29 protein-coding genes are annotated in these 23979 nt (G+C 56.5%); 22 read left to right on the top strand and 7 right to left on the bottom strand.

The window, feature by feature from the left end:
• Positions 1–33: 33 nt before the first annotated feature.
• Positions 34–666 carry a cAMP-activated global transcriptional regulator CRP gene (crp, locus tag ACOTYH_RS17825; RefSeq protein ID WP_000242758.1) on the bottom strand — a complete coding sequence of 211 codons (633 nt, stop codon included), beginning with the start codon at positions 664–666 and terminating at the stop codon, positions 34–36.
• A gap of 310 nt (positions 667–976) precedes the next feature.
• Here crp and ACOTYH_RS17820 point away from each other — a divergent pair, with 310 nt between their 5' ends.
• Entirely contained in the window at positions 977–1381 is a 405-nt protein-coding gene (locus ACOTYH_RS17820) for an OsmC family protein (RefSeq protein WP_015571423.1), read from the top strand.
• A gap of 86 nt (positions 1382–1467) precedes the next feature.
• Here ACOTYH_RS17820 and ACOTYH_RS17815 read toward each other — a convergent pair whose 3' ends face one another.
• From ACOTYH_RS17815 to ACOTYH_RS17805, 3 genes are read right to left on the bottom strand one after another with little or no spacing between them, the layout of a single operon-like run.
• Positions 1468–2337 carry a phosphoribulokinase gene (locus ACOTYH_RS17815; protein ID WP_003861663.1) on the bottom strand — a complete coding sequence of 290 codons (870 nt, stop codon included), beginning with the start codon at positions 2335–2337 and terminating at the stop codon, positions 1468–1470.
• Positions 2338–2367: 30 nt separating this feature from the next.
• Positions 2368–2586: a YheU family protein gene (locus ACOTYH_RS17810; protein ID WP_014171926.1), complete on the bottom strand. Its 219-nt coding sequence runs from the start codon at positions 2584–2586 to the stop codon at positions 2368–2370.
• Positions 2586–3605: a hydrolase gene (locus ACOTYH_RS17805; RefSeq protein WP_045339151.1), complete on the bottom strand. Its 1020-nt coding sequence runs from the start codon at positions 3603–3605 to the stop codon at positions 2586–2588. The genes ACOTYH_RS17810 and ACOTYH_RS17805 overlap by 1 nt, the downstream gene beginning before the upstream one ends.
• A gap of 228 nt (positions 3606–3833) precedes the next feature.
• Between ACOTYH_RS17805 and mdcA the strand changes: the two genes are divergently transcribed.
• The 8 genes from mdcA to mdcH all read left to right on the top strand — a co-directional run bounded on the left by mdcA (position 3834) and on the right by mdcH (position 10880).
• On the top strand, positions 3834–5489 hold the full coding sequence (gene mdcA / locus ACOTYH_RS17800) for a malonate decarboxylase subunit alpha (protein WP_015571421.1): 1656 nt from the start codon (positions 3834–3836) through the stop codon (positions 5487–5489).
• Complete coding sequence (locus ACOTYH_RS17795) at positions 5489–6346, top strand: triphosphoribosyl-dephospho-CoA synthase (protein ID WP_017384166.1); 858 nt, start codon at positions 5489–5491, stop codon at positions 6344–6346. The genes mdcA and ACOTYH_RS17795 overlap by 1 nt, the downstream gene beginning before the upstream one ends.
• Positions 6347–6355: 9 nt before the next feature.
• A complete protein-coding gene (mdcC, locus tag ACOTYH_RS17790) occupies positions 6356–6655 on the top strand; it encodes a malonate decarboxylase acyl carrier protein (protein ID WP_000411786.1) in 300 nt (99 codons plus the stop codon).
• Positions 6648–7481, top strand: a complete 834-nt coding sequence (locus ACOTYH_RS17785; RefSeq protein ID WP_421637850.1) for a biotin-independent malonate decarboxylase subunit beta — start codon at positions 6648–6650, stop codon at positions 7479–7481. Before mdcC ends, ACOTYH_RS17785 begins: the two co-directional genes overlap by 8 nt.
• Positions 7481–8281 carry a biotin-independent malonate decarboxylase subunit gamma gene (gene mdcE / locus ACOTYH_RS17780; protein ID WP_032104009.1) on the top strand — a complete coding sequence of 267 codons (801 nt, stop codon included), beginning with the start codon at positions 7481–7483 and terminating at the stop codon, positions 8279–8281. The genes ACOTYH_RS17785 and mdcE overlap by 1 nt, the downstream gene beginning before the upstream one ends.
• A 123-nt stretch (positions 8282–8404) precedes the next feature.
• On the top strand, positions 8405–9364 hold the full coding sequence (locus ACOTYH_RS17775) for an AEC family transporter (RefSeq protein WP_000222846.1): 960 nt from the start codon (positions 8405–8407) through the stop codon (positions 9362–9364).
• Between the two features lie 2 nt (positions 9365–9366).
• Positions 9367–9984: a malonate decarboxylase holo-ACP synthase gene (locus ACOTYH_RS17770; protein ID WP_045910890.1), complete on the top strand. Its 618-nt coding sequence runs from the start codon at positions 9367–9369 to the stop codon at positions 9982–9984.
• Complete coding sequence (gene mdcH / locus ACOTYH_RS17765; RefSeq protein ID WP_421637849.1) at positions 9984–10880, top strand: malonate decarboxylase subunit epsilon; 897 nt, start codon at positions 9984–9986, stop codon at positions 10878–10880. The genes ACOTYH_RS17770 and mdcH overlap by 1 nt, the downstream gene beginning before the upstream one ends.
• An 85-nt stretch (positions 10881–10965) precedes the next feature.
• Here mdcH and ACOTYH_RS17760 read toward each other — a convergent pair whose 3' ends face one another.
• Complete coding sequence (locus ACOTYH_RS17760) at positions 10966–11898, bottom strand: LysR substrate-binding domain-containing protein (RefSeq protein WP_017384171.1); 933 nt, start codon at positions 11896–11898, stop codon at positions 10966–10968.
• Between the two features lie 15 nt (positions 11899–11913).
• A complete protein-coding gene (locus ACOTYH_RS17755) occupies positions 11914–13818 on the bottom strand; it encodes an ABC transporter ATP-binding protein (RefSeq protein WP_017693878.1) in 1905 nt (634 codons plus the stop codon).
• Between the two features lie 132 nt (positions 13819–13950).
• Between ACOTYH_RS17755 and kefG the strand changes: the two genes are divergently transcribed.
• The 4 genes from kefG to slyD all read left to right on the top strand — a co-directional run bounded on the left by kefG (position 13951) and on the right by slyD (position 17206).
• Positions 13951–14502, top strand: a complete 552-nt coding sequence (gene kefG, locus ACOTYH_RS17750) for a glutathione-regulated potassium-efflux system ancillary protein KefG (protein WP_003861686.1) — start codon at positions 13951–13953, stop codon at positions 14500–14502.
• Entirely contained in the window at positions 14502–16307 is a 1806-nt protein-coding gene (gene kefB / locus ACOTYH_RS17745; protein WP_017384173.1) for a glutathione-regulated potassium-efflux system protein KefB, read from the top strand. Before kefG ends, kefB begins: the two co-directional genes overlap by 1 nt.
• A 13-nt stretch (positions 16308–16320) precedes the next feature.
• Positions 16321–16521: a YheV family putative zinc ribbon protein gene (locus ACOTYH_RS17740; protein ID WP_003861689.1), complete on the top strand. Its 201-nt coding sequence runs from the start codon at positions 16321–16323 to the stop codon at positions 16519–16521.
• A gap of 94 nt (positions 16522–16615) precedes the next feature.
• Entirely contained in the window at positions 16616–17206 is a 591-nt protein-coding gene (gene slyD, locus ACOTYH_RS17735) for a peptidylprolyl isomerase (protein WP_003861691.1), read from the top strand.
• A 51-nt stretch (positions 17207–17257) separates the two neighbouring features.
• Here the strand turns inward: slyD and ACOTYH_RS17730 are convergent, their stop codons facing one another.
• Positions 17258–17476 (bottom strand): protein SlyX, encoded by a 219-nt coding sequence (locus tag ACOTYH_RS17730; protein ID WP_003861693.1) that lies wholly within the window; start codon positions 17474–17476, stop codon positions 17258–17260.
• A 238-nt stretch (positions 17477–17714) separates the two neighbouring features.
• Between ACOTYH_RS17730 and fkpA the strand changes: the two genes are divergently transcribed.
• From fkpA to ACOTYH_RS17685, 9 genes are all read left to right on the top strand, one after another.
• Entirely contained in the window at positions 17715–18533 is an 819-nt protein-coding gene (gene fkpA, locus ACOTYH_RS17725; RefSeq protein WP_058689703.1) for an FKBP-type peptidyl-prolyl cis-trans isomerase, read from the top strand.
• A gap of 167 nt (positions 18534–18700) precedes the next feature.
• A complete protein-coding gene (locus tag ACOTYH_RS17720) occupies positions 18701–19423 on the top strand; it encodes a helix-turn-helix transcriptional regulator (protein ID WP_003861697.1) in 723 nt (240 codons plus the stop codon).
• Positions 19423–19809 carry a sulfurtransferase complex subunit TusD gene (gene tusD, locus ACOTYH_RS17715; protein ID WP_045910888.1) on the top strand — a complete coding sequence of 129 codons (387 nt, stop codon included), beginning with the start codon at positions 19423–19425 and terminating at the stop codon, positions 19807–19809. Before ACOTYH_RS17720 ends, tusD begins: the two co-directional genes overlap by 1 nt.
• Complete coding sequence (tusC, locus tag ACOTYH_RS17710) at positions 19809–20168, top strand: sulfurtransferase complex subunit TusC (protein WP_003861700.1); 360 nt, start codon at positions 19809–19811, stop codon at positions 20166–20168. The genes tusD and tusC overlap by 1 nt, the downstream gene beginning before the upstream one ends.
• Positions 20169–20175: 7 nt before the next feature.
• Positions 20176–20463, top strand: a complete 288-nt coding sequence (gene tusB / locus ACOTYH_RS17705; protein WP_015571409.1) for a sulfurtransferase complex subunit TusB — start codon at positions 20176–20178, stop codon at positions 20461–20463.
• Positions 20464–20587: 124 nt separating this feature from the next.
• Positions 20588–20962, top strand: a complete 375-nt coding sequence (gene rpsL, locus ACOTYH_RS17700; protein ID WP_000246815.1) for a 30S ribosomal protein S12 — start codon at positions 20588–20590, stop codon at positions 20960–20962.
• 96 nt (positions 20963–21058) lie between these two features.
• Positions 21059–21529, top strand: a complete 471-nt coding sequence (gene rpsG, locus ACOTYH_RS17695; RefSeq protein WP_003861706.1) for a 30S ribosomal protein S7 — start codon at positions 21059–21061, stop codon at positions 21527–21529.
• Positions 21530–21625: 96 nt separating this feature from the next.
• Positions 21626–23740 (top strand): elongation factor G, encoded by a 2115-nt coding sequence (fusA, locus tag ACOTYH_RS17690; protein WP_006812195.1) that lies wholly within the window; start codon positions 21626–21628, stop codon positions 23738–23740.
• 69 nt (positions 23741–23809) lie between these two features.
• Positions 23810–23979: GTP-binding protein (locus tag ACOTYH_RS17685; RefSeq protein ID WP_001692288.1), on the top strand; the 170-nt coding region annotated here is incomplete at its 3' end.

Here is a 23979-nt window from a genome sequence, read left to right as displayed (position 1 = left end):
GCCACCCTGCGGCGGCACGCCGTTTGACCGAAATTAACGGGTTCCGTAGACCACGATAGTTTTACCGTGGGCAGAGATCAGGTTCTGGTCTTCCAGCATCTTCAGGATACGGCCCACTGTTTCACGGGAGCAGCCGACGATCTGACCGATTTCCTGACGGGTAATTTTAATTTGCATACCGTCAGGGTGGGTCATGGCGTCTGGCTGTTTCGCCAGGTTCAACAGTGTCTGCGCGATACGACCGGTCACGTCCAGGAAGGCGAGGTTACCCACCTTCTCAGAGGTCACTTGCAGACGGCGTGCCATCTGGGAAGAAAGACGCATCAGGATGTCAGGGTTGACCTGAATCAGCTGACGGAATTTCTTGTAAGAAATTTCAGCCACTTCACATGCTGTTTTTGCACGAACCCAGGCGCTACGTTCCTGGCCTTCTTCAAACAGGCCCAGTTCACCGATAAAATCGCCCTGGTTCAGATAAGAAAGGATCATCTCTTTCCCTTCTTCATCTTTGATCAGCACGGCCACCGAGCCTTTAACGATGTAATACAACGTTTCCGCTTTTTCACCCTGGTGAATCAGCGTGCTCTTTGATGGGTACTTATGAATGTGGCAATGAGACAAGAACCATTCGAGAGTCGGGTCTGTTTGCGGTTTGCCAAGCACCATGCGCTGTTATCCTCTGTTATAAGCTGTCACCAGAGTCATAAGATGCATCCGGACTCTGGGGTTGCAATCGAATTCTTACCCATACCTGGGAAGTCGGCTGTCGTAACGTTTCGCAGCCAGTAAAGTTTGATGTCCTCTGCATACATGTGTAACGTCAATGTATTACTGTAGCATCCAGAGTGTTTTAGCATAGCTTTCGCCGCGTGTCTCCTGGTGTCTCGCTTCAGCATGACGCAGGTCGCCTTCCGTTGCGAGAAATGTAACGTACACGTAATCTGTCATAAAAAATGCAACGTTGGAGTGAGTGAATATGCAAGCGCGTGTGAAATGGGTTGAAGGGTTAACGTTCCTGGGCGAGTCTGCTTCCGGGCACCAGGTTTTGATGGATGGCAACTCCGGCGATAAAGCGCCAAGCCCGATGGAAATGGTGCTGATGGCGGCGGGCGGATGCAGCGCGATCGACGTGGTGTCGATCCTGCAAAAAGGCCGTCATGACGTGACCGATTGTGAAGTGAAGCTGACGTCAGAACGTCGCGAAGAGGCGCCACGCCTGTTTACGCATATTAATCTGCACTTTATCGTCACCGGCAAAGAACTGAAGGATGCGGCGGTCTCGCGTGCGGTTGACCTGTCTGCGGAGAAATACTGCTCTGTGGCGCTAATGCTGGAGAAAGCGGTAAAAATCACCCATTCTTATGAAGTGATCGCGGCTTAATTTTTTGGCGGGTGGCGCTTCGCTGACCCGCCCTACAAAAGCACGCCCGTAGGCCCGGTAAGCGCAGCGCCACCGGGCAAAACAATTCACGCGATCTGCTTTCCTTCCATCAGCCGCTGCACCAGCGGTGTCATGATCAGCTCCATTGCCAGCCCCATTTTTCCGCCCGGTACCACTAACGTATTCATGTGCGAAATAAACGAACCCTGTAGCATCGCCAGCAGCCAGGGGTAATCAATGCCTTCCAGGTTGCGGAAGTGGATCACCACAAAGCTCTCGTCCAGGGAAGGGATGCTTTTTGCAGCGAACGGGTTGGAGGTGTCCACGGTGGGGACGCGCTGGAAGTTAATGTGGGTTCGGGAGAACTGCGGCGTCAGGAAGTTGATGTAATCTTCCATGGAGCGCACCACCGAGTCCATGACCGCCTCTCGCGAATGGCCGCGCTCGCTCATGTCACGCGTCAGCTTCTGGATCCACTCAAGGTTAACAATCGGCACCACCCCCACCAGCAAATCCACGTGGCGCGCCACATCGTGCTGAGGCGTCACCACGCCGCCGTGCAAACCTTCGTAAAACAGCACGTCAGTCGGTTCCGGCAGCGGCTGCCAGGGCGTGAACGTGCCGGGGACCTGGTTCCAGGGCACGGCTTCATCGTAGGTGTGGAGATACTTGCGGGACTGCCCGGTACCGCTTTGCCCGTATTCACGGAAGGTTTGCTCCAGCAGGCCGAAGTCATTCGCCTCCGGGCCGAAGTAGCTGATGTGTTTACCCAGATCGCGCGCCTTGCGGATGGCCATATCCATCTCCGGGCGCGTGTAGCGGTGAAAGCTGTCGCCTTCTACCTCTGCCGCCCGTAAGTTAAGCTGGGCGAAGATCTTGCGGAAGGCGAGGCTGGTGGTAGTGGTTCCCGCCCCACTCGAACCCGTAACGGCAATAACCGGATGTCTGGCAGACATAGCAACTCCCTGACTGGAAAAGTGTAAAGATCAGCCGTGAAACGCGTTGCGTGGCATGATATTGACCGTCTCATGCAGTTCGGACCATACCAGCACCACGTCGCCGCTTTTAAGCTGGCGCTTAACATCGTTGACCTTTTGTTCAAGCGAACGTTCATGTTCACCATAATCGGTGCCTTCGCGCAAGACAAAGCTTTCAATCAGATTATCGAGCGTGTCGGGAGAGAGATCCTGCCAGGGAATAATCATTATTTACCGTCCAGATAAGCCATTAACCAGTCGGGAATACGCGTCTCAAGCCACATTTTTGGCCGACGCAGCGTGCCGCCGACAAAGCCGACGTGTCCCCCGAATTGGGTGAGCTGATACTCCACGTTGGCCGGCAGATGATCGGGCGCCGGAATCGAGTGGTGATCCATAAACGGATCATCTTTGGCGTGGATAATCAGCGTAGGTTTCGTGATTTGGTTCAGTAAAGGCATGGCGCTGCACTGACGGTAATAGTCAATCGCATCGGCAAAGCCGTGAATTTTCGAGGTGATCAAATCATCAAACTCGCGCAGGCGCTTCACGCGTTTGAGCTGTTGCAGCGTCACAGGCAGCGTATCCGGATAGGCCTTCAGCTTGCGCGCGGCGTTGGCTTTCAGCAGGTTGAGCAGGTAGCGCTGGTACACTCGCGAAAACCCCTTTTCCATATGATAGCTGCACTGCTCCAGCATAAAGGGCGCAGAGACGATCACCGCCGCATCCAGCGGTACGGCGTCGCTCTCCTTCGCCAGCAGGCAGGCCAGCATATTGCCGCCCAAGGAATACCCCACCGCTGCCGTTGGCGCCTCGCCGAAATTGTCTCTTAGCCAGCGCAGGAACCAGGTACCGTCCTCGGTTTCACCCGAGTGATAAATACGTTTCTGACGATTAGGCTCGCCGCTGCATCCGCGAAAATGCATCACTACCCCAAGCCAGCCGCGGGCTTTCGCCGCCTCAATGAGACCGTGTGCGTAAGGGCTGTGCAGGCTGCCTTCCAGACCGTGAAACACCACCAGACGGGGTTTATGTCTGGCCCGATCCGGATCTTCGCTCCAGGCGAGATCCAAAAAGTCGCCATCCGGCAAATCCAGGCGTTGCCAGTGCGGGGTGAACTGTACCTTGCGGCGGATCAGGCGCGGCAGCATGGTTTGCAGGTGAGGGTTAGCCACACCGCGCATGGGCACGAACTCTGCGCTCTCTTCGGCTGCAATGTCGAAGTCTGAGGGAATGATTTGGGTCATAAGGGCGATGCTGATTCTTGTCAGAAATTAACTATACCTTCCGAATTGTACCCCGTTTAGCCCGTTTTTCCGAAACATGAACTGATCCCGATCACAAATATTTACCTTGATTATTACTCTCAGGCTAATGATTTGGCTCTACGCTTAATTGATGCCTTTCTCACCAGAGCGCACACTTTACTCAACGTTAAGCAAATCAGAATGATGTGCTGAATCAGGAGGTTAATAATGTTATCTGGGCAAACACCCACCCGGCAATGGAACACCCGACGCAGTGAGAAAGCGCGTCGTCTGGCGTCCGTACCGGTGCAGGGCAAGGTACTGCCAACCGGCGATCTTGTCGCCATGCTGGAAAAACTGATCGCACCAGGCGACAAAGTCGTTCTGGAAGGCAACAACCAGAAGCAGGCGGATTTCCTTTCCCGTTCACTGGCGGAAGTGAACCCGCAAATCGTACACGATCTGCATATGATCATGCCGAGCGTGGGCCGCAGCGAGCATCTGGACATCTTTGAGAAAGGCATCGCCCGCAAGCTGGACTTCTCCTTCTCCGGTACACAAAGCCTGCGAATCTCCCAACTGCTGGAGGATGGTCAGCTCGAAATCGGGGCGATTCACACCTACATCGAACTCTACTCACGTTTATACGTCGACCTATCGCCAAACGTGGCGCTGATTGCCGGTTTTAAAGCGGACCGCAAAGGCAACCTCTATACCGGGGCGAGTACCGAAGATACTCCTGCGCTGGTGGAAGCCGCCGCGTTCCACGACGGCATCGTCATCGCGCAGGTGAACGAGCTGGTGGACGACGAGTGCGACCTGCCGCGTGTGGATATTCCGGGCTCGTGGATTGATTTTGTGGTGGTTGCCGATAAGCCGTTCTTTATCGAACCGCTCTTCACCCGCGACCCGCGCCTGATCAAACAGGAACATATCCTGATGGCGATGATGGCGATTAAAGGCATCTACGCTGAACACCAGGTGCAGTCCCTGAACCACGGGATTGGCTTTAACACCGCAGCGATCGAGCTGCTGCTGCCAACCTACGGCGAACAGCTCGGACTCAAAGGCAAAATCTGTAAACACTGGACCCTGAACCCGCATCCAACGCTGATCCCGGCCATCGAAAGCGGCTGGGTGGAGAGCGTCCACTGCTTCGGCGGCGAGCTGGGAATGGAAGAGTACATCCGCGCCCGTCCTGACGTGTTCTTTACCGGTGCCGACGGCTCCATGCGCTCTAACCGCGCCTTCTGTCAGCTGGCAGGTCAGTACGCGGTCGATATGTTTATCGGCTCCACGCTACAGGTCGACGGTTACGCTAACTCCTCAACCGTGACTCGCGGCCGTCTTTCCGGCTTCGGCGGCGCGCCAAACATGGGCCACGATCCGCACGGTCGTCGCCACGCCACACCGGCCTGGCTGAACATGATCACCGAGCCTGACCCGATGCAGCGCGGTAAAAAGCTGGTTGTGCAGATGGTGGAAACCTTCCAGGCGGGCGTGAAGCCAACCTTCGTGGAAAAACTCGACGCCGTTGAGGTCGCGAAAGCCTCCGGTATGCCGCTGGCGCCGGTCATGATTTACGGCGATGACGTCACCCACGTGCTGACGGAAGAGGGGATTGCTTACCTCTACCGGGCGAAAGATCTGGAAGAGCGTCGCGCCATGGTCGCCGCCGTGGCGGGTATCACCGATATCGGTCTGGGCGTTGACGCCAAACGCGTGGCAGAACTGCGCCAGAGCGGCAAGGTTGTGTATCCGGAAGATATGGGCATTCGCCGCACCGATGCCACCCGTTCGCTGCTGGCGGCCGGTAGCGTCGCGGACCTGGTGGAATGGTCCGGCGGTCTTTACAACCCACCTGCGAAATTCCGGAGCTGGTAATGAAACTTCTGCCCCAGATCCAGGTTGAAGGCGGTGCCGAATGGCTGGCGCGAACCGCCACGCAGTGTCTGATTGACGAAGCACGTTTAAGCCCGAAGCCCGGTCTGGTGGACAGCCGGGGGAACGGCGCGCACCACGATTTATCGCTTGCGCTGATGGAGCGCTCCGCTCACAGCCTGACCCCCACGTTTCAGGCGCTGGCGCAGCAGAGCTGGCAGCGTCCGGCGGATATTGCCCTCAGGCAAACCGTTGGCCGCCTGGGTCGCGAAGGTGAACGGCAGATGATGGCCGCTACCGACGGCGTGAACACGCACCGTGGCGCGATCTGGGCGCTGGGATTGCTGGTGAGCGCGGTGGCGATGCTGGGCGGCGATGCCCGGGCGCAAACCGTCGCGAACACCGCCGCTCAGCTGGCGAAGCTGCCGGATGACGCGGCGCCGAAAGTGTTCAGCAAGGGGTTACGCGTTACGCACCGCTACCGTGTGCCGGGCGCGCGTGAAGAGGCTCAGCAGGCGTTTCCGCACATCATGCAGCGCGCGCTGCCGCAGCTTCGCCTCAGCCGTCTCAACGGCAGCAGCGAAACGCAGGCCAGACTCGACGCGCTGATGGCGATCATGACCTCGCTCACCGACACCTGCGTGCTGTCGCGCGCCGGCATGGAGGGGCTGGACGCCATGCAGAACGGCGCCCGTGCGGTGCTGAACGCCGGAGGATGCGCAACCCTCGCCGGGCAGCAGGCGCTGGCGCGGTTAGACCGTCAGATGCTGGCGCTTAACGCCTCGCCGGGCGGAGCCGCAGACCTGCTTGCCGCCACGCTGTTTCTTGACCGCGCCGAAACGCCCTATTCAAAGCATTAAGAGGATGTTATGGAAAAAATCACATTGACCGTGCCCGCCAGCCGCGAAGTAAGCGGCAGGGCGCTGGCAGGGGTCGTCGGTTCCGGGGATATGGAGGTGCTTTTCACCGCCGAACCGGGCCAGACCTTAACCATTGATATCACCACCTCCGTCGACAACAGCCGCGGGCGCTGGGAGGCATTGTTCAACCGCCTGCAAACCGTCAGCAGCCTGCCCGCAGGTAAGCTGACCATCCACGACTTCGGCGCGACGCCGGGCGTGGCACGCATTCGTATCGAACAGGTTTTTGAAGGGGTGAACCATGCGTGATGACAGCAGCTTTATCGAATTAAAAGCGCGCCAGCGTGCGCAGGCGCTGCTCGACGACGGCAGCTACCGCGAACTGCTGGATCCGTTTGAAGGCATTATCTCTCCTTGGCTTGGGCCACAGGGGATTGTTCCTCAGGCCGATGACGGCATGGTGGTCGCGAAAGGGACCATCAACGGCCAGCCTGCGGTGGTGGTGGCGATTGAAGGCACCTTCCAGGGCGGCAGCATGGGCGAAGTGTCCGGCGCCAAAATGGCGGCAGCGCTGGAGCTGGCGGCGGAAGATAACCGCAACGGCATTCCGACTCAGGCGGTGCTGTGCCTCGAAACCGGCGGCGTACGTTTGCAGGAAGCCAACCTCGGCCTGGCGGCGATTGCCGATATCCACGCCGCGATCGTTGACCTGCGTCGCTATACCCCGGTCGTCGGGATTGTCGCCGGGACCGTGGGCTGCTTCGGTGGGATGTCTATCGCCGCGGCGCTGTGCAGCTACCTGATTGTGACCCGCGAAGCGCGGCTCGGCCTCAACGGTCCGCAGGTTATCGAGCAGGAAGCGGGCATTGAAGAGTATGACTCCCGCGATCGTCCGTTTATCTGGAGCATGACCGGCGGCGAAGTACGCTTTGAAAGCGGGCTGGTGGACGCGCTGGTGGGCGACGGCGTGAACGCGGTGAAAGCCGCGATGAACGAAGCCATCGCCAAAGGCGTACCGGCGAAACATCGCACCGATAACTACGACGATTACCTGAACCGTCTGACGAATTTCGACACCCGCAAACAGGCCGATGTCGAACAGATTAAAGCGCTTTTTGCCCGGGAGGTGAAATGATGACTAACTCAATTAGCCGTGGCGAACTCTGGCTGGAAACTCTGGCCCCGAACGCGAAACGTCTGGAGGGGTTATGCCCGTCCGTGCAGGCCGCAGACGGCGAGCTAAACGGTGAAACGGTGCGTTTTGTCGCCGTGGTGCCGGACGCCAACAACCACTTCCCGCGCGCGGCGCAGGGTGAAGTCGGCCTGCTGGAAGGATGGACGCTGGCAAAAGTGGTCAGCGAAACCGTCGCCGCCGACGCAGATAAAGCCGTGAAGCGCCCGATTGTGGCGGTAATCGACGTCCCAAGCCAGGCCTATGGCCGTCGCGAAGAGGCGTTTGGTATCCACCAGGCGCTGGCCGGCGCCGCTGCCGCCTACGCTAATGCGCGGCTGGCGGGTCATCCGGTGATTGGTCTTATCGTCGGTAAGGCCATGTCCGGCGCGTTTCTGGCGCACGGCTACCAGGCTAACCGTCTGATTGCCTTCAACGATAAAGGCGTGCTGATCCATGCCATGGGCAAAGAGTCTGCGGCGCGCATTACGCTGCGTACCGTTGAGGCGCTGGAAAAACTGGCTGCAACCATTCCGCCAATGGCGTATGACATCAGCAACTACGCCACGCTGGGGCTGCTTTCCGACCTGCTGGATATCAGCAATCCGGATGCCCCTACCGAAAGCGATCTGACGCGGGTGAAAACCACCCTGCAACAGGCCATCAGCGACGCGCGTCAGGACACCACGTTGAAAAACCGTCTGGGTGCTGACAACCGCCGCAGCTCGGCGCTCGTACGTGAACGTATGCGAGCCAGCTGGTAAGTAAAAAGAGACCTGCCAGATGCATCACCCCGTGGGCGCGCCCGTTGCGTCCACGCGGGAACCTGCATCCTGAAAATAATAAACATCGCGCCAGTGCTTAAACTTTTTTACTACAGGTGATTTATGACTTACGTAATTGTTCATGCTCTTGCACCGATTTTCGTCATCATGCTGCTGGGATTCTGGGCCGGTAAGGCAAAGATGGTCGATAACAAAAATGTTTCCCTGCTGAATATCTTCGTGATGGATTTTGCACTCCCGGCTGCGCTGTTCAGCGCCACCGTGCAAACCCCGTGGACCGGCATCGTGGCGCAGTCGCCGCTGATCCTGGTGCTCACCCTGGCGATGTGGATCACCTATGCGGTCATCTACTTCCTCGCGACGAAAGTGTTTAAAAAATCCCCGCAGGATGCGGCCGTGCTGACGCTTACCGTCGCCCTGCCAAACTACGCGGCGCTTGGCCTGCCGATTCTGGGCAGCGTGCTGGGCGAAGGCCCTTCAACCTCACTGTCCGTGGCGGTCTCCATCGCCTGTGGTTCAGTGTTGATGACCCCGTTCTGCCTGCTGATTCTGGAGCGTGAGAAAGCCCGCGCCGAAGGCAATAACTCGGGTTCAACGCTTTCCATGCTGCCGGTGCTGATGTGGCGTTCCATTAAAAAACCGATCGTGATGGGCCCGCTGCTGGGTGTGATCCTGTCCGCTATCGGCATCAAAATGCCGGAGCTGGTACTGGCGGCGATTAAACCGCTGGGACTGTCTGCGACCGCTGCGGCGCTGTTCCTGACCGGGGTGATCCTCTCCGCGCGTAAACTTCAGATCAACACCATGGTGATCACTTCCACTATCGCCAAGCTGCTGATCCAGCCAGCGATCGCCTGGGGTATCGTTTTAATCTTCGGTCTGCACGGCTCCGTGGCGATCACCGCCATCCTGATGATTGCGCTGTCCGCGGGCTTCTTTGGCGTGGTGTTCGGTAACCGCTTTGGCGTGCAGTCGCCGGATGCTGAAGCCGTGCTGCTGTTGAGCTCCGTACTGTGTATCCTGTCGCTGCCGCTGTTTATCTCGCTGACTTCAGGAATGTAATCATGACCACAACATTACGCCCACACGACCTCATCTGGCTTACCGCGCGCGACGCCCTGGAAGGGGTTACCGAATCCTGGGTGGACGCGGCCTGGCATACCGGACTACCGGTAGTGGTGCGGCGTGATGTTGATAATGAAGGCCGTATTCCCGTTGGCGTGCGCGGATTGCGCCGCGACCAGCGGGCGGGCGGATGGGTGAAGCCTGAGAACGTGTTGCGCGTGGTGTCGCCCGAAGATTTGAGCGTTGCCGCCGACCTGCTGCGTTCGCCGTTTATCACTCAGCCGCCGGTTCAGGTGGCGCTTCAGCTTGCGCAGCAGTCGTGGACGTGGACGTGGGGGATAACCGGCAGTACGGGTTACGCGCTGGCGACCGGCATTCCGGTGATCCACGCCGACAGCGATCTCGATCTGCTCATCCGCGCCCCGCGTGCCGTTTCCCCTGAGGCGTTTACTGGCTGGCAGGCTCAGCTCAGCCGTGCGTTGTGCCGGGCGGATACGCAGGTGGACACGCCCGAGGGCGGATTCGCGCTGGCGGAATGGTTACGCGACGGCAAAACGCTGCTAAAAACGCAATGTGGACCGCGCCTGGTGGCGGATCCATGGCACAGGGAGGAGTAATGAAAATACTGTTTACCTTTCCGGGGCAGGGCACACAGCATGAAGGTATGCTGCAAAACCTGCCGGGAACGGAGCTGGAGCAGGCCCGTGCTGTGCTGGGGGCGGAAGTCGATACCCTGGACAGCGCATGCTCGTTAACCCACACCCGTGCGGTTCAGCTTTCGCTGTTGATTGCCGGCGTGGCGTGGGCGCGCGAGCTGGAACGTCGCGGCGTGTCGCCGGATATCGTCAGCGGGCTGTCCATTGGCGCTTATCCTGCGGCGGTTATCGCCGGTGCGCTGGACTTTACGGACGCGCTGAAGCTGGTGGCGTTGCGCGGCGATCTGATGGAGCAGGCTTACCCGCACGGTTACGGCCTGACGGCGATTATGGGGTTGACCCTGCCCCAGGTGGAAAACCTGATTCAGGGGACAGGAACCTATATTGCTAACCTGAACGCCGAAACGCAGATCGTGATTGCCGGAACCGATGACGGCATGGCGCAGGTGGCGGAGCGCGCCCTGGCAAAAGGCGCGAGCAAGGCTAAGCGGCTGGCGGTGAGCGTACCGTCGCACTGTGAACTGCTGGCGGAACCGGCGCAGAAGCTGGTGGCAGCATTTAATTCGGTCACGCTTTCACGTCCGGGCTGTGCGTACCTGAGCGGCAGTACCGGACGCGTGCTCTGGCAGCCGGAGAAAATTGCCGACGATCTGGCGATGAATATGGCGCGAACCGTGCGCTGGCAGGAGGCGGTGATTTCCGCTAACGAGCGTGAAGCGCGGCTGGCGATTGAGATGCCGCCAGGGGGCATCCTGACCTGTCTGACGCGGCAGGCGGCGTGGGAAGGTGAATCCATTTCGCTGGAGCGCAGCGGGGTGGACGTGGCGGTGCATCTGGCGGGGCGGCTTCGTGCATGAGTTTTTAGCCCGGTGGCGCTACGCTTACCGGGCCTACAATTCGGGAGTAGGCCCGGTAAGGCGCAGCCGCCACCGGGCAATAACATCAGGCACTATCCTGCAAACTTCTGGCATACATCCGCCCTTCGGCGGCCAGCGCGCGCAGGCTCGGATCCTGCTCGCGGTTGCGGGCAAAGACAATCGCAATCAGCTGCTGCATCTGGTACGGCTGCGCCAGCTTCAGTAGCTGTACCGAATTTTCATACACTTTCTTCATCCTGCCCGGCATCAGCGTAAACCCGACCCCCGCCTGCACCAGACTCAGCATCGAGAAGATATCGTTCACGCGCGTCACAATCTCCGGCTCGAAACCGGCGATATGAAACGCTTCCTGAAACCCGGCGTAAGTGGCGAACCCTTCCGCGAGGGCGACAAACTTCTGATCTTTGTAATCACGCAGATCGGCGGGGCCGCTGGTATTAAGCGTGGCAGAGGCCGGTGCGGCAAGGAAAATATCGTCATGGAACAGAGGAAGCACTTCGAGGCTGTTACGGTCGATATCGCTTTCGGAAATAGAGATTAAAATCGCATCCAGCGATCCCTCATCCAGCATATGGAGCAGGGTTTCGTTCGAGCCCATCGTCAGATCCATCTCCAGATCCGGACGGCGCAGCTTCATGCCCATTATCAGGCGCGGCACAGTTTCCAGCGTCAGCGAGTAGAGCGTGCCGACGCGCAACCGTCCCTGGCCGATACCGGCGATCTTGCGCGACTCTTCCAGCCCGCGCTCCATCACCTGCATCACCTCCTGACAATACTCCAGCAGCGTCCACGCGGAGGGGAGGGCAATCAGGTTACGCCCTTTGTGAGCAAAGAGCGGGCAGCGGACGTTCTCTTCGAGGGTATGCAGCGCGCGGTGCACGCTGACACCGCTCAGGCCGAGCGTTTCGGCGGTACGTGCGATATTGCCCTTCTCCATGAACGTCATGAAGATGCTGAGCTTACGGAATGTAATCTCGCTCGTGGTATCGAAGCCCATAACCCTCCCGGCGTGTTAGTCGGCTTGCAGCATCGCTTCCAGCTGTTCCTGCGCGTCCAGCCATGCCATTTCGCACTCTTCGAGGCTGGATTTGGTTTTCGCCTGAGTTTGCAGACAGTCCGTCAGCTCCGCTTTGCGGCTCTGATCGTACAGTTCGCTGTCGCCCAGCTTCTCTTCGACGGCAGCAAGCGTGGCGTTGAGCTTTTCCATCTCTTTTTCGAGACGGGCAATCTCTTTACGCAGCGGCTGCGTCTGGGTGCGCAGTTCCGCTTCACGGCGCTTCTGGTCTTTACGCGCCTGGGCGCTGTTGGCGTTGTCTTTCGCTGACTCTTCCGGCTGGTTTTCCTGCTTCTGCACGTCCGTCAGCCACTGCTGGTAATCTTCCAGATCGCCGTCGAACGGCTCCACTTTGCCACCGTGCACCAGGTAGAGATCGTCGGTGGTGGAGCGGATCAGGTGGCGGTCGTGCGATACGACAACCAGCGCCCCTTCGAACTCTATCAGCGCTTCGGTCAGCGCCTGACGCATGTCGAGATCGAGGTGGTTGGTCGGTTCATCAAGCAGCAGCAGGTTTGGACGCTGCCAGACGATCAGCGCCAGCACCAGACGGGCCTTTTCGCCGCCGGAGAAGCGCTCGGTGTTTTCAGTCACCTTATCGCCCTGGAAGCCAAAGCCGCCGAGGTAGTCGCGCAGCTTCTGCTCCATCTCCTGCGGCGCAAGGCGCGCCAGGTGCTGGATCGGCGATTCATCCGCGCGTAAAAATTCCAGCTGATGCTGGGCGAAGTAGCCAAGCTTGATGCCTTTCGCCAGGCCGATTTCGCCGCTGACCGGGTTAAGCTCGCCCGCCAGCAGCTTGATCAGCGTCGATTTACCGGCGCCGTTACGTCCCAGCAGACCAATGCGTGAACCTGGCACCAGGTTGAGCTTGATAGAGTCGAGGATAATGCGATCGCCATAGCCCGCGCTGACCTTCTCCATCTTCAGCAGCGGGTTAGGCAGGCTTTCAGGCTCGCGGAAGCTGAAGTGGAACGGGTTATCCACGTGCGCCGGGGCGATCATCTCCATGCGTTCCAGCATCTTGATGCGGCTCTGCGCCTGCTTGGCTTTTGACGCCTTGGCCTTGAAGCGATCCACAAAGCTTTGCAGGTGCGCCACGCGCTGCTGCTGGCTTTCATACATCGCCTGCTGCTGGGCAAGGCGCGTCGCGCGCTGGCGCTCGAAAGAGCTGTAGTTGCCGGTGTATTCGAACATGCTTTGCTGTTCGATATGAATGATTTTATCCACTACCGGATCGAGGAAGTCGCGGTCGTGGGAGATCAGAATCAGAGTGCCCTGATAGCTCTTGAGCCACTTCTCCAGCCAAATAACCGCATCAAGATCGAGGTGGTTGGTTGGTTCATCGAGCAGCAAAAGGTCGGAGCGGCAGATCAGCGCCTGGGCCAGGTTAAGGCGCATGCGCCAGCCGCCCGAGAAATCGCTCACCGGGCGTTCAAGCTGTTCGTTGCTGAAACCCAGACCGTGCAGCAGGCTGGAGGCGCGGGAGCGAATGGTCCAGGCATCGATGGCGTCCAGCTTGCCGTGGACGGTGGCGATGGCGTGGCCGTCGTTACGTTCGTTGGCGGCGTTGAGCTCCGCTTCGAGCTTGCGGTATTCACGGTCGCCGTCGATAACATAGTCGAGCGCGGGTTCGCTCAGCGCGGGCGTCTCCTGGTTCACCCAGGCGAGCTGCCAGTTGCCCGGGAAGGTAAAGTTACCGCCATCCGCGCTTATCTCGTTTTTCAGCAGCGCCAGCAGGGTGGATTTACCGCAGCCGTTTTTGCCGACCAGCCCCACTTTCTGGCCCGGGTTGATGGTAGCAGTCGCGTTATCCAGCAGGACGCGCACGCCGCGACGAATTTGTAACGAGGAGAAAACAATCATAGAAGCGCCGTATGTTCCGACTATGTTAATTTGTCATTATGATAATGTAAGGTGTGGGCCATTTTCCCCACCGGGCCGCCATGGTAGCCCAAAACGACAACAATACACAAAAACAGAACCGGGAGGGGAGTGATGTCTCAGACAGCGAAAGTGCTGCTGCTGTATGCCCATCCGGAATCACAGGACTCGGTGGCGAACCGGGTGCTGCTTAAGCCGGCCACACAGCTCAGTAATGTAACGGTGCACGATCTCTACGCGCACTATCCTGATTTTTTTATCGATATTCCTTACGAGCAGGAACTGCTGCGTCAGCACGACGTGATTGTGTTCCAGCATCCGCTTTATACCTACAGCTGTCCGGCGCTGCTCAAAGAGTGGCTGGACCGCGTGCTGAGCCGGGGCTTCTCCAGCGGGGTGGGGGGCAACCAGCTGGCGGGAAAGTACTGGCGGAGTGTCATTACCACCGGTGAGCCGGAAAGCGCTTACCGTCACGACGGGCTGAACCGTTACCCCATGAGCGACATTCTGCGGCCGTTTGAGCTGACGGCGGCGATGTGCCGTATGCACTGGATGAGCCCGATTATTATCTACTGGGCACGGCGGCAGGATCCGAAAGCACTGGCGAGCCATGCCAGGGCCTATGGCGAATGGCTGGCGTCACCGATTCCGGCGGGAGGACGCTAATGGACGGTTCGAATTTACTCCTTGCCGGGGTGCTGTTTTTGTTTGCCGCCGTCGTCGCGGTCCCGCTTGCCGCGCGTCTCGGCATTGGCGCGGTGCTGGGCTATTTGCTGGCGGGGATCGCCATTGGCCCCTGGGGGCTTGGGTTTATCAGCGATGTGGATGAAATTCTCCACTTCTCCGAGCTGGGCGTGGTCTTCCTGATGTTTATCATCGGGCTGGAGCTGAACCCCGCCAAGCTGTGGCAACTGCGGCAATCTATTTTTGGCGTCGGGGCGGCGCAGGTGTTACTCAGCGCGGCCATTCTCGCGGGACTGCTGATGTTGACGCAGTTTTCCTGGCAGGCCGCGGTGATTGGCGGGATCGGTCTTGCGATGTCGTCGACGGCGATGGCGCTTCAGCTGATGCGCGACAAAGGGATGAACCGCAACGAGGCGGGGCAGCTGGGTTTTTCGGTGCTGCTGTTCCAGGATTTAGCGGTGATCCCGGCGCTGGCGCTGGTGCCGCTGCTGGCGGGCTCCGGAGACGATCATTTCGACTGGATGAAGATCTCCATGAAGGTGCTGGCCTTCGCGGGGATGCTGATCGGCGGACGGTTTTTACTGCGTCCGGTATTCCGGTTTATTGCCGCATCCGGCGTGCGCGAGGTATTCACCGCCGCAACGCTGCTGCTGGTGCTTGGCTCAGCGCTGTTTATGGATGCGCTGGGGCTGTCGATGGCGCTTGGGACGTTTATCGCCGGGGTGCTGCTTGCGGAAAGCGAGTACCGCCACGAGCTGGAGACCGCCATCGATCCGTTTAAGGGGCTGCTGTTAGGGCTGTTCTTTATCTCGGTGGGTATGGCGCTTAATCTTGGCGTGCTCTATACCCATCTGCTGTGGGTTATTGCGAGTGTCGCCGTGCTGGTGGCGGTCAAAACGCTGGTGCTGTATGTCCTCGCGAGGATTTACGGGCTGCGCAGCTCGGAAAGAATGCAGTTTTCCAGCGTGTTAAGCCAGGGTGGAGAATTTGCGTTTGTGCTGTTTTCCACTGCGTCGTCTCAGAAGCTGTTCAAAGATGACCAGATGGCGCTGCTGCTGGTGACGGTTACGCTGTCGATGATGACCACCCCGCTGCTGATGAAGCTGGTGGACAAACTGCTGTCGCGCCGCCTGAATCCCGCAGACGATGAAGACGAAGCGCCGTGGGTGGAAGATGATAAACCGCAGGTGATCGTCGTGGGCTTTGGTCGCTTCGGACAGGTGATTGGTCGCCTGTTGATGGCGAATAAAATGCGCATTACGGTGCTGGAGCGCGATATCAGCGCCGTCAACCTGATGCGCAAATATGGTTATAAGGTGTACTACGGCGATGCGACGCAGCTTGAGCTGTTGCGCTCGGCGGGGGCAGAGGCTGCGGAGTCCATCGTCATCACCTGCAACGATCCGGAAGACACGATGAAGCTGGTGGAGCTGTGCCAGCAGCATTTCCCGCATCTGCATATTCTGGCGCGTGCGCGTGGACGTGTGGAGGCTCACGAACTTTTGCAGGCGGGTGTGAAACACTTCTCCCGCGAAACCTTCTCCAGCGCGCTGGAGCTGGGACGCAAGGCGCTGGTTTCGCTGGGTATGCATCCTCACCAGGCGCAACGCGCCCAGATGCATTTCCGCCGGCTGGATATGCGAATGCTGCGTGAACTGATGCCCGTGCACAGCGACACGGCGCAGATCTCCCGCGTTCGGGAAGCGCGTCGCGAACTGGAGGAGATCTTCCAGCGTGAGATGCAACAGGAACGACGCCAGCTCGACGGCTGGGATGAATTTGAATAAAGGGTAACGAAAGATGGCTGTACGTAAACGCTTTATCGCGGGCGCAAAATGCCCTTCCTGCCAGGCGCAAGATACGCTGGCCATGTGGCGTGAAAATAATATCGATATCGTTGAATGTGTTAAGTGCGGTCACCAGATGCGTGAGGCCGATAAAGAAGCCCGCGATCACGTTCGCAAAGAAGAGCAAGTGATCGGCATTTTTCATCCAGACTAGCGATATGCTCTGAGTTTTTTTAAGCTTAAGGGTACACGGGTGCAGATTTCCGCTACAATCTGCGCCAGCAATTTTCCCACGCTCAGGAGATATCATGAAAGTAGCAAAAGACCTGGTGGTCAGCCTGGCCTATCAGGTACGTACAGAAGACGGTGTGTTGGTTGATGAGTCTCCGGTGAGTGCGCCGCTGGACTACCTGCATGGTCACGGTTCCCTGATTTCCGGCCTGGAAACGGCGCTGGAAGGCCATGAAGTTGGCGACAAATTCGACGTTGCTGTAGGCGCGAACGACGCTTACGGTCAGTATGACGACAACCTGGTTCAGCGCGTTCCTAAAGACGTATTCATGGGCGTTGACGAGTTGCAGGTTGGCATGCGCTTCCTGGCGGAAACTGACCAGGGTCCGGTTCCGGTTGAAATCACTGAAGTTGAAGACGACCACGTTGTGGTTGACGGCAACCACATGCTGGCGGGTCAGAACCTGAAGTTCAACGTAGAAGTTGTTGCGATCCGTGAAGCGACCGAAGAAGAGCTGGCTCATGGCCACGTTCACGGTGCGCACGGTCACGATCATGACCACGATCACGGCCACGATGGCTGCTGCGGTGGTCACGGCCACGACCATGGTCATGACCACGGCCACGGTAAAGGTGGTTGCGGTAACGGCGGCTGCGGTTGCCACTGATTCCGTACTCCGGAAAATAAAAAAGCGGGATAATCCCGCTTTTTTTACGCCTCAATAATGAGGTGGTGGCGTCTCTTCTGACTGAGAGGCAATGTTTGACGGCTGCGTGGCCTTCAGCTTTTCCGTCAGCAGGCGCATGTGATCGCGCAGTTTTGCCATTTCAAGCTCATGGGCCGTCACGGTCTGATTCAGTTCTTCGATGGTGATGTCCTGAAAAGCCAGGCGGCTTTCCAGCTCAGCCAGTCTCGCTTCGATCGTTGTATCCTTCATCATTCACCTCGTTTATCTCTCATTCGCCATAATGGACCAGCGGCGGCGAAGTTTAGCTGACTTTTTCCTTAAGTACAGTATCCATCTCCCTGACAAGAAACTTATTTAAACAAAAATAGTCTGAAAAGAAGCGACATTCGGGGGAGTCTGTCTGTAGATTTCTTCCGCAACGTTTTATAGTACGTCACTCATTTACGTTTAACACTGGGGTGAGAGACCTCAGGTCCTGGAGATATGGATGAAATCACTGTTTAAAGTTACGCTGCTGGCGACCACTATGGCTGTAGCGCTCAATGCGCCGCTGTCTTTCGCTGCTGATACTGCTGCGAAGCCTGCTGCGACTACAGACAGCAAAGCGGCATTCAAAAATGACGACCAGAAATCCGCCTACGCACTTGGCGCGTCTCTGGGTCGTTACATGGAAAACTCTCTGAAAGAGCAAGAGAAACTGGGCATCAAACTGGATAAAGCGCAGCTGATTGCAGGTGTTCAGGATGCATTCGCAGACAAGAGCAAACTGTCTGACCAGGAAATCGAGCAGACTCTGCAGGCGTTTGAAGCGCGCGTGAAAGGCGCCGCTCAGACCAAGATGGAAGCAGATGCCAAAGATAACGAAGCGAAAGGCAAAGCCTATCGTGACACCTTTGCTAAAGAGAAAGGCGTAAAAACGTCTTCTACTGGCCTGGTGTACAAAGTTGAGAAAGAAGGTACCGGCGACGCGCCTAAAGATAGCGACACCGTGGTGGTTAACTACAAAGGTACGCTGATCGACGGTAAAGAGTTCGACAACTCTTACACCCGTGGTGAACCTCTTTCCTTCCGTCTGGACGGTGTGATCCCAGGCTGGACCGAAGGCCTGAAGAACATCAAAAAAGGCGGTAAGATCAAGCTGGTCATCCCACCGGATCTGGCATACGGCAAAACCGGCGTTCCGGGTATCCCTGCCAACTCTACGCTGGTCTTTGACGTAGAACTGCTGGACATCAAACCAGCACCGAAAGCGGATGCCAAAGCAGACGCTCCGGCTGACGATAAAGCCGCTGCTGCTAAGAAGTAAGGGTGAAAAAAAACCGCCGCCTTTGAGGCGGCGGTTTTTTTATTGTAGGGCAGATATAATTAACACTGGAAAGCGCTATACACGCTGTATTAATTTAGTTGTCCGTGTAGATAATGAGCCTGCCCTGAAAACCTAACGACAGGCTCCTGAAAAGGAGTGTTTTTTTCATGTCCAGGTCGCTTTTAACCAACGAAACCAGTGAACTTGATTTGCTGGATCAACGTCCTTTTGACCAGACCGACTTCGATATTCTGAAATCCTACGAGGCGGTGGTGGACGGGTTAGCGATGCTCATTGGCTCCCACTGCGAAATCGTATTGCACTCCCTGCAGGATCTGAAATGTTCCGCCATTCGCATTGCCAATGGCGAGCATACTGGGCGTAAAATTGGTTCGCCAATCACCGATCTTGCATTGCGTATGCTGCATGATATGACCGGCGCGGATAGCAGCGTCTCCAAATGTTATTTTACGCGCGCCAAGAGTGGCGTACTGATGAAATCGGAAACCATTGCAATACGAAATCGCGAGCACCGTGTGATCGGGCTCCTGTGCATCAACATGAACCTTGATGTGCCATTCTCGCAAATCATGAGCACCTTTATTCCGCCAGAAACGCCAGACGTGGGCTCATCGGTGAACTTTGCTTCTTCGGTTGAGGATCTCGTGACCCAGACGCTGGAGTTCACCATTGAAGAGGTGAATGCCGATCGCAACGTATCCAACAACGCCAAGAATCGTCAGATCGTCCTGAACCTCTATGAGAAAGGGATTTTTGATATCAAAGATGCCATCAACCAGGTGGCCGATCGCCTGAATATCTCCAAACACACGGTTTACCTCTATATTCGCCAGTTCAAAAGCGGCGACTTCCTGGGACAAGACAAGTAATGCGTTTTGCGTTAATGGTGACGGGCCCGGCGTACGGTACCCAGCAGGCCAGCAGCGCGCTACAGTTTGCCCATGCGCTGCTTGATGCCGGTCATGAACTGGCAAGCGTCTTCTTTTATCGCGAAGGCGTATATAACGCGAACCAGTTTACGTCTCCGGCGAGCGATGAGTTTGACCTCGTGCGCGCCTGGCAAAAATTAAACGAAACGCAGGGCGTCGACCTGCATATCTGCGTCGCGGCGGCACTGCGTCGCGGCGTGACGGATGCGACCGAAGCCGAGCGCCTTGGTCTGGCGGGGGCTAACCTGCAACCGGGCTTTTCGCTCAGCGGACTAGGTGCCCTGGCACAGGCGGCGTTGACCTGCGACAGAATGGTGCAATTTTGATGAAGCGCGTAGCGTTTGTTTTTACTTCTGCGCCGCATGGCAGCGCTTCAGGCCGGGAAGGGCTGGATGCATTGCTCGCGACATCGGCTTTAACCGAAGATATCGGCGTCTTCTTTTTAGGCGATGGCGTATTCCAGCTTCTGGCAGGCCAACAACCGCAGGCCATTCTTGCGCGCGACTACATTGCGACCTTCAAAGTTCTGCCGCTCTATGACATTGAAACCTTCTATGTGTGCGCCGACTCGCTGGCCGCGCGTGGGTTAAACGAGAAAACACCGTTCGTGCTGGACGTGACGATCCTGACATCTGCTGCGCTGCGCGAACAACTCTCTCACTACGATACCGTTCTGACTTTCTGAGGCTGTCATGCTCCATACCCTGAGCCGTTCACCGTGGCAATGCGATATCGACACGTTACTGAGCATGCTGCGCGAAGGTGATGATCTGCTGCTGATTCAGGATGGCGTGCTTGCGGCGCTTGAAGGCAGCCGTTTTGTTGAAATCCTCGCTAATGCCCCCATAACAGTCTCTGCGCTGAAAGAGGATCTGGATGCGCGGGGTCTTTCTGGTCAAATTTCAGCCAAAATTGACGTGGTTGGCTATACTGATTTCGTCAATCTTACTGTGACGCACGCCAGTCAAATGAACTGGTGATTTGAGATCGCTGTATATTTCTTGACACCTTTTCGACGTAGCCCTAAAATTTCGCGTCCTCATATTGTATGAGGTCGTTTTATTACGTGTTTACGAAGCAAAAGCTAAAACCAGGAGCTATTTAATGGCAACAGTTAACCAGCTGGTACGCAAACCACGTGCACGCAAAGTTGCAAAAAGCAACGTGCCTGCGCTGGAAGCCTGCCCGCAGAAACGTGGCGTATGTACTCGTGTATATACCACCACTCCTAAAAAACCAAACTCCGCACTGCGTAAAGTATGCCGTGTGCGTTTGACTAACGGTTTCGAAGTGACTTCCTACATCGGTGGTGAAGGTCACAACCTTCAGGAGCACTCCGTGATCCTGATCCGTGGCGGTCGTGTTAAAGACCTTCCGGGTGTTCGTTACCACACCGTTCGTGGTGCGCTGGACTGCTCAGGTGTTAAAGACCGTAAGCAGGCTCGCTCCAAGTACGGCGTGAAGCGTCCTAAGGCTTAATGGTTCTCCGTTAAGTAAGGCCAAACTGATTTATCTTAATGTCAAACTAAACTCGTAGAGTTTTGGACAATCCTGAATTAACAACGGAGTAATCCCATGCCACGTCGTCGCGTCATTGGTCAGCGTAAAATTCTTCCAGATCCGAAATTCGGATCAGAACTGCTGGCAAAATTTGTAAATATCCTGATGGTAGATGGTAAAAAATCTACCGCAGAAGCAATCGTATACAGCGCGCTGGAGACCCTGGCTCAGCGTTCTGGTAAAAATGAACTGGAAGCCTTCGAAGTCGCTCTCGACAACGTGCGCCCGACTGTAGAAGTTAAGTCTCGCCGCGTTGGTGGTTCTACTTATCAGGTTCCAGTTGAAGTTCGTCCGGTTCGTCGTAATGCTCTGGCAATGCGTTGGATCGTTGAAGCTGCTCGTAAACGCGGTGATAAATCCATGGCTCTGCGTCTGGCGAACGAACTTTCTGATGCTGCGGAAAACAAAGGTACCGCAGTTAAGAAACGTGAAGACGTTCACCGTATGGCAGAAGCCAACAAGGCGTTCGCACACTACCGTTGGTAATCCCTTCGGAGTCGTAGTCACCAGGCGGGCGCTTCAGAGAAGCCGCCCGCTCTGGGTAACTTAACTGAACGCCTAAAGATATAAACGAGGAATCAAATGGCTCGTACAACACCCATCGCACGCTACCGTAACATCGGTATCAGTGCGCACATCGACGCCGGTAAAACCACTACTACCGAACGTATTCTGTTCTACACCGGTGTAAACCATAAAATCGGTGAAGTTCATGACGGCGCAGCCACCATGGACTGGATGGAACAGGAGCAGGAGCGTGGTATTACTATCACCTCCGCAGCGACTACTGCATTCTGGTCAGGTATGGCTAAGCAGTATGAACCGCATCGCGTAAACATCATCGACACCCCAGGGCACGTTGACTTCACCATCGAAGTAGAACGTTCCATGCGTGTTCTTGACGGCGCGGTAATGGTTTATTGCGCAGTTGGTGGTGTTCAGCCACAGTCTGAAACCGTATGGCGTCAGGCAAACAAATATAAAGTTCCACGCATCGCGTTCGTTAACAAAATGGACCGTATGGGTGCTAACTTCCTGAAAGTTGTTGGCCAGATCAAAACCCGTCTGGGCGCGAACCCTGTTCCGCTTCAGCTGGCAATTGGTGCTGAAGAAGGTTTCACCGGCGTTATCGACCTGGTGAAAATGAAAGCCATCAACTGGAACGAAGCAGATGCGGGCGTTACCTTCGAATACGAAGATATCCCGGCAGAGATGCAGGACCTGGCTGACGAATGGCACCAGAACCTGATCGAATCCGCAGCAGAAGCTTCTGAAGAGCTGATGGAGAAATACCTGGGTGGTGAAGAACTGTCTGAGCAAGAGATCAAATCTGCTCTGCGTCAGCGCGTTCTGAACAACGAAATCATCCTGGTAACCTGTGGTTCTGCGTTCAAGAACAAAGGTGTTCAGGCGATGCTGGATGCGGTAGTTGACTACCTGCCATCCCCGGTTGACGTTCCTGCGATCAACGGCATCCTGGACGACGGTAAAGATACTCCGGCTGAGCGTCACGCAAGTGATGACGAGCCGTTCTCTGCACTGGCGTTCAAAATTGCTACCGACCCATTCGTGGGTAACCTGACCTTCTTCCGCGTTTACTCTGGTGTGGTTAACTCCGGTGACACCATCCTGAACTCCGTGAAAGCGGCGCGTGAACGTTTTGGCCGTATCGTACAGATGCACGCTAACAAACGTGAAGAGATCAAAGAAGTTCGTGCGGGCGACATCGCTGCTGCTATCGGTCTGAAAGACGTGACCACTGGTGACACCCTGTGTGACCCGGATCACCCGATCATTCTGGAGCGTATGGAATTCCCTGAGCCGGTAATCTCCATCGCAGTTGAACCAAAAACCAAAGCTGACCAGGAAAAAATGGGTCTGGCTCTGGGCCGTCTGGCGAAAGAAGACCCATCATTCCGCGTATGGACTGATGAAGAATCTAACCAGACCATCATCGCTGGTATGGGTGAACTGCACCTGGACATCATCGTTGACCGTATGAAGCGTGAATTCAACGTTGAAGCGAACGTGGGTAAACCTCAGGTTGCTTACCGCGAAGCGATTCGCGCGAAAGTTACCGATGTTGAAGGTAAACACGCTAAGCAGTCTGGTGGTCGCGGTCAGTACGGTCACGTTGTGATCGACATGTACCCACTGGAGCCGGGCTCTAACCCTAAAGGTTACGAGTTCATCAACGACATCAAAGGTGGTGTAATTCCTGGCGAATACATCCCTGCCGTTGATAAAGGCATCCAGGAGCAGCTGAAAGCTGGTCCTCTGGCTGGTTACCCGGTTGTAGACATGGGTGTTCGTCTGCACTTCGGTTCTTACCACGACGTTGACTCCTCTGAACTGGCGTTTAAACTGGCTGCGTCTATTGCCTTTAAAGAAGGCTTTAAGAAAGCAAAACCAGTTCTGCTTGAGCCGATCATGAAGGTTGAAGTAGAAACTCCTGAAGAGAACACCGGTGACGTTATCGGTGACTTGAGCCGTCGTCGCGGTATGCTGCGTGGTCAGGAATCCGAAGTAACTGGCGTTAAGATCCACGCTGAAGTTCCGCTGTCTGAAATGTTCGGATATGCAACTCAGCTGCGTTCTCTGACCAAAGGTCGTGCATCATACACTATGGAATTCCTGAAGTATGATGATGCGCCGAACAACGTTGCTCAGGCCGTTATCGAAGCCCGTGGTAAGTAATCCACAGGATTAAAACCTAAGTCCCGTGCTCTCTCCGAAGGGGAGAGCACTATAGTAAGGAATATAGCCGTGTCTAAAGAAAAATTTGAACGTACAAAACCGCACGTCAACGTTGGTACTATCGGCCACGTTGACCATGGTAAAACTACCCTGACTGCTGCAATCACCACCGTACTGGCTAAAACCTACGGCGGTGCTGCTCGTGCTTTCGACCAGATCGATAACGCACCAGAAGAAAA

Source organism: Enterobacter cloacae complex sp. SHL001, assembly GCF_049236825.1.
GTDB lineage: Bacteria > Pseudomonadota > Gammaproteobacteria > Enterobacterales > Enterobacteriaceae > Enterobacter > Enterobacter hormaechei_C.
The sequence above is the reverse complement of the archived record's forward strand: the minus strand, read 5'-3'. Positions and strand labels throughout refer to the sequence as shown.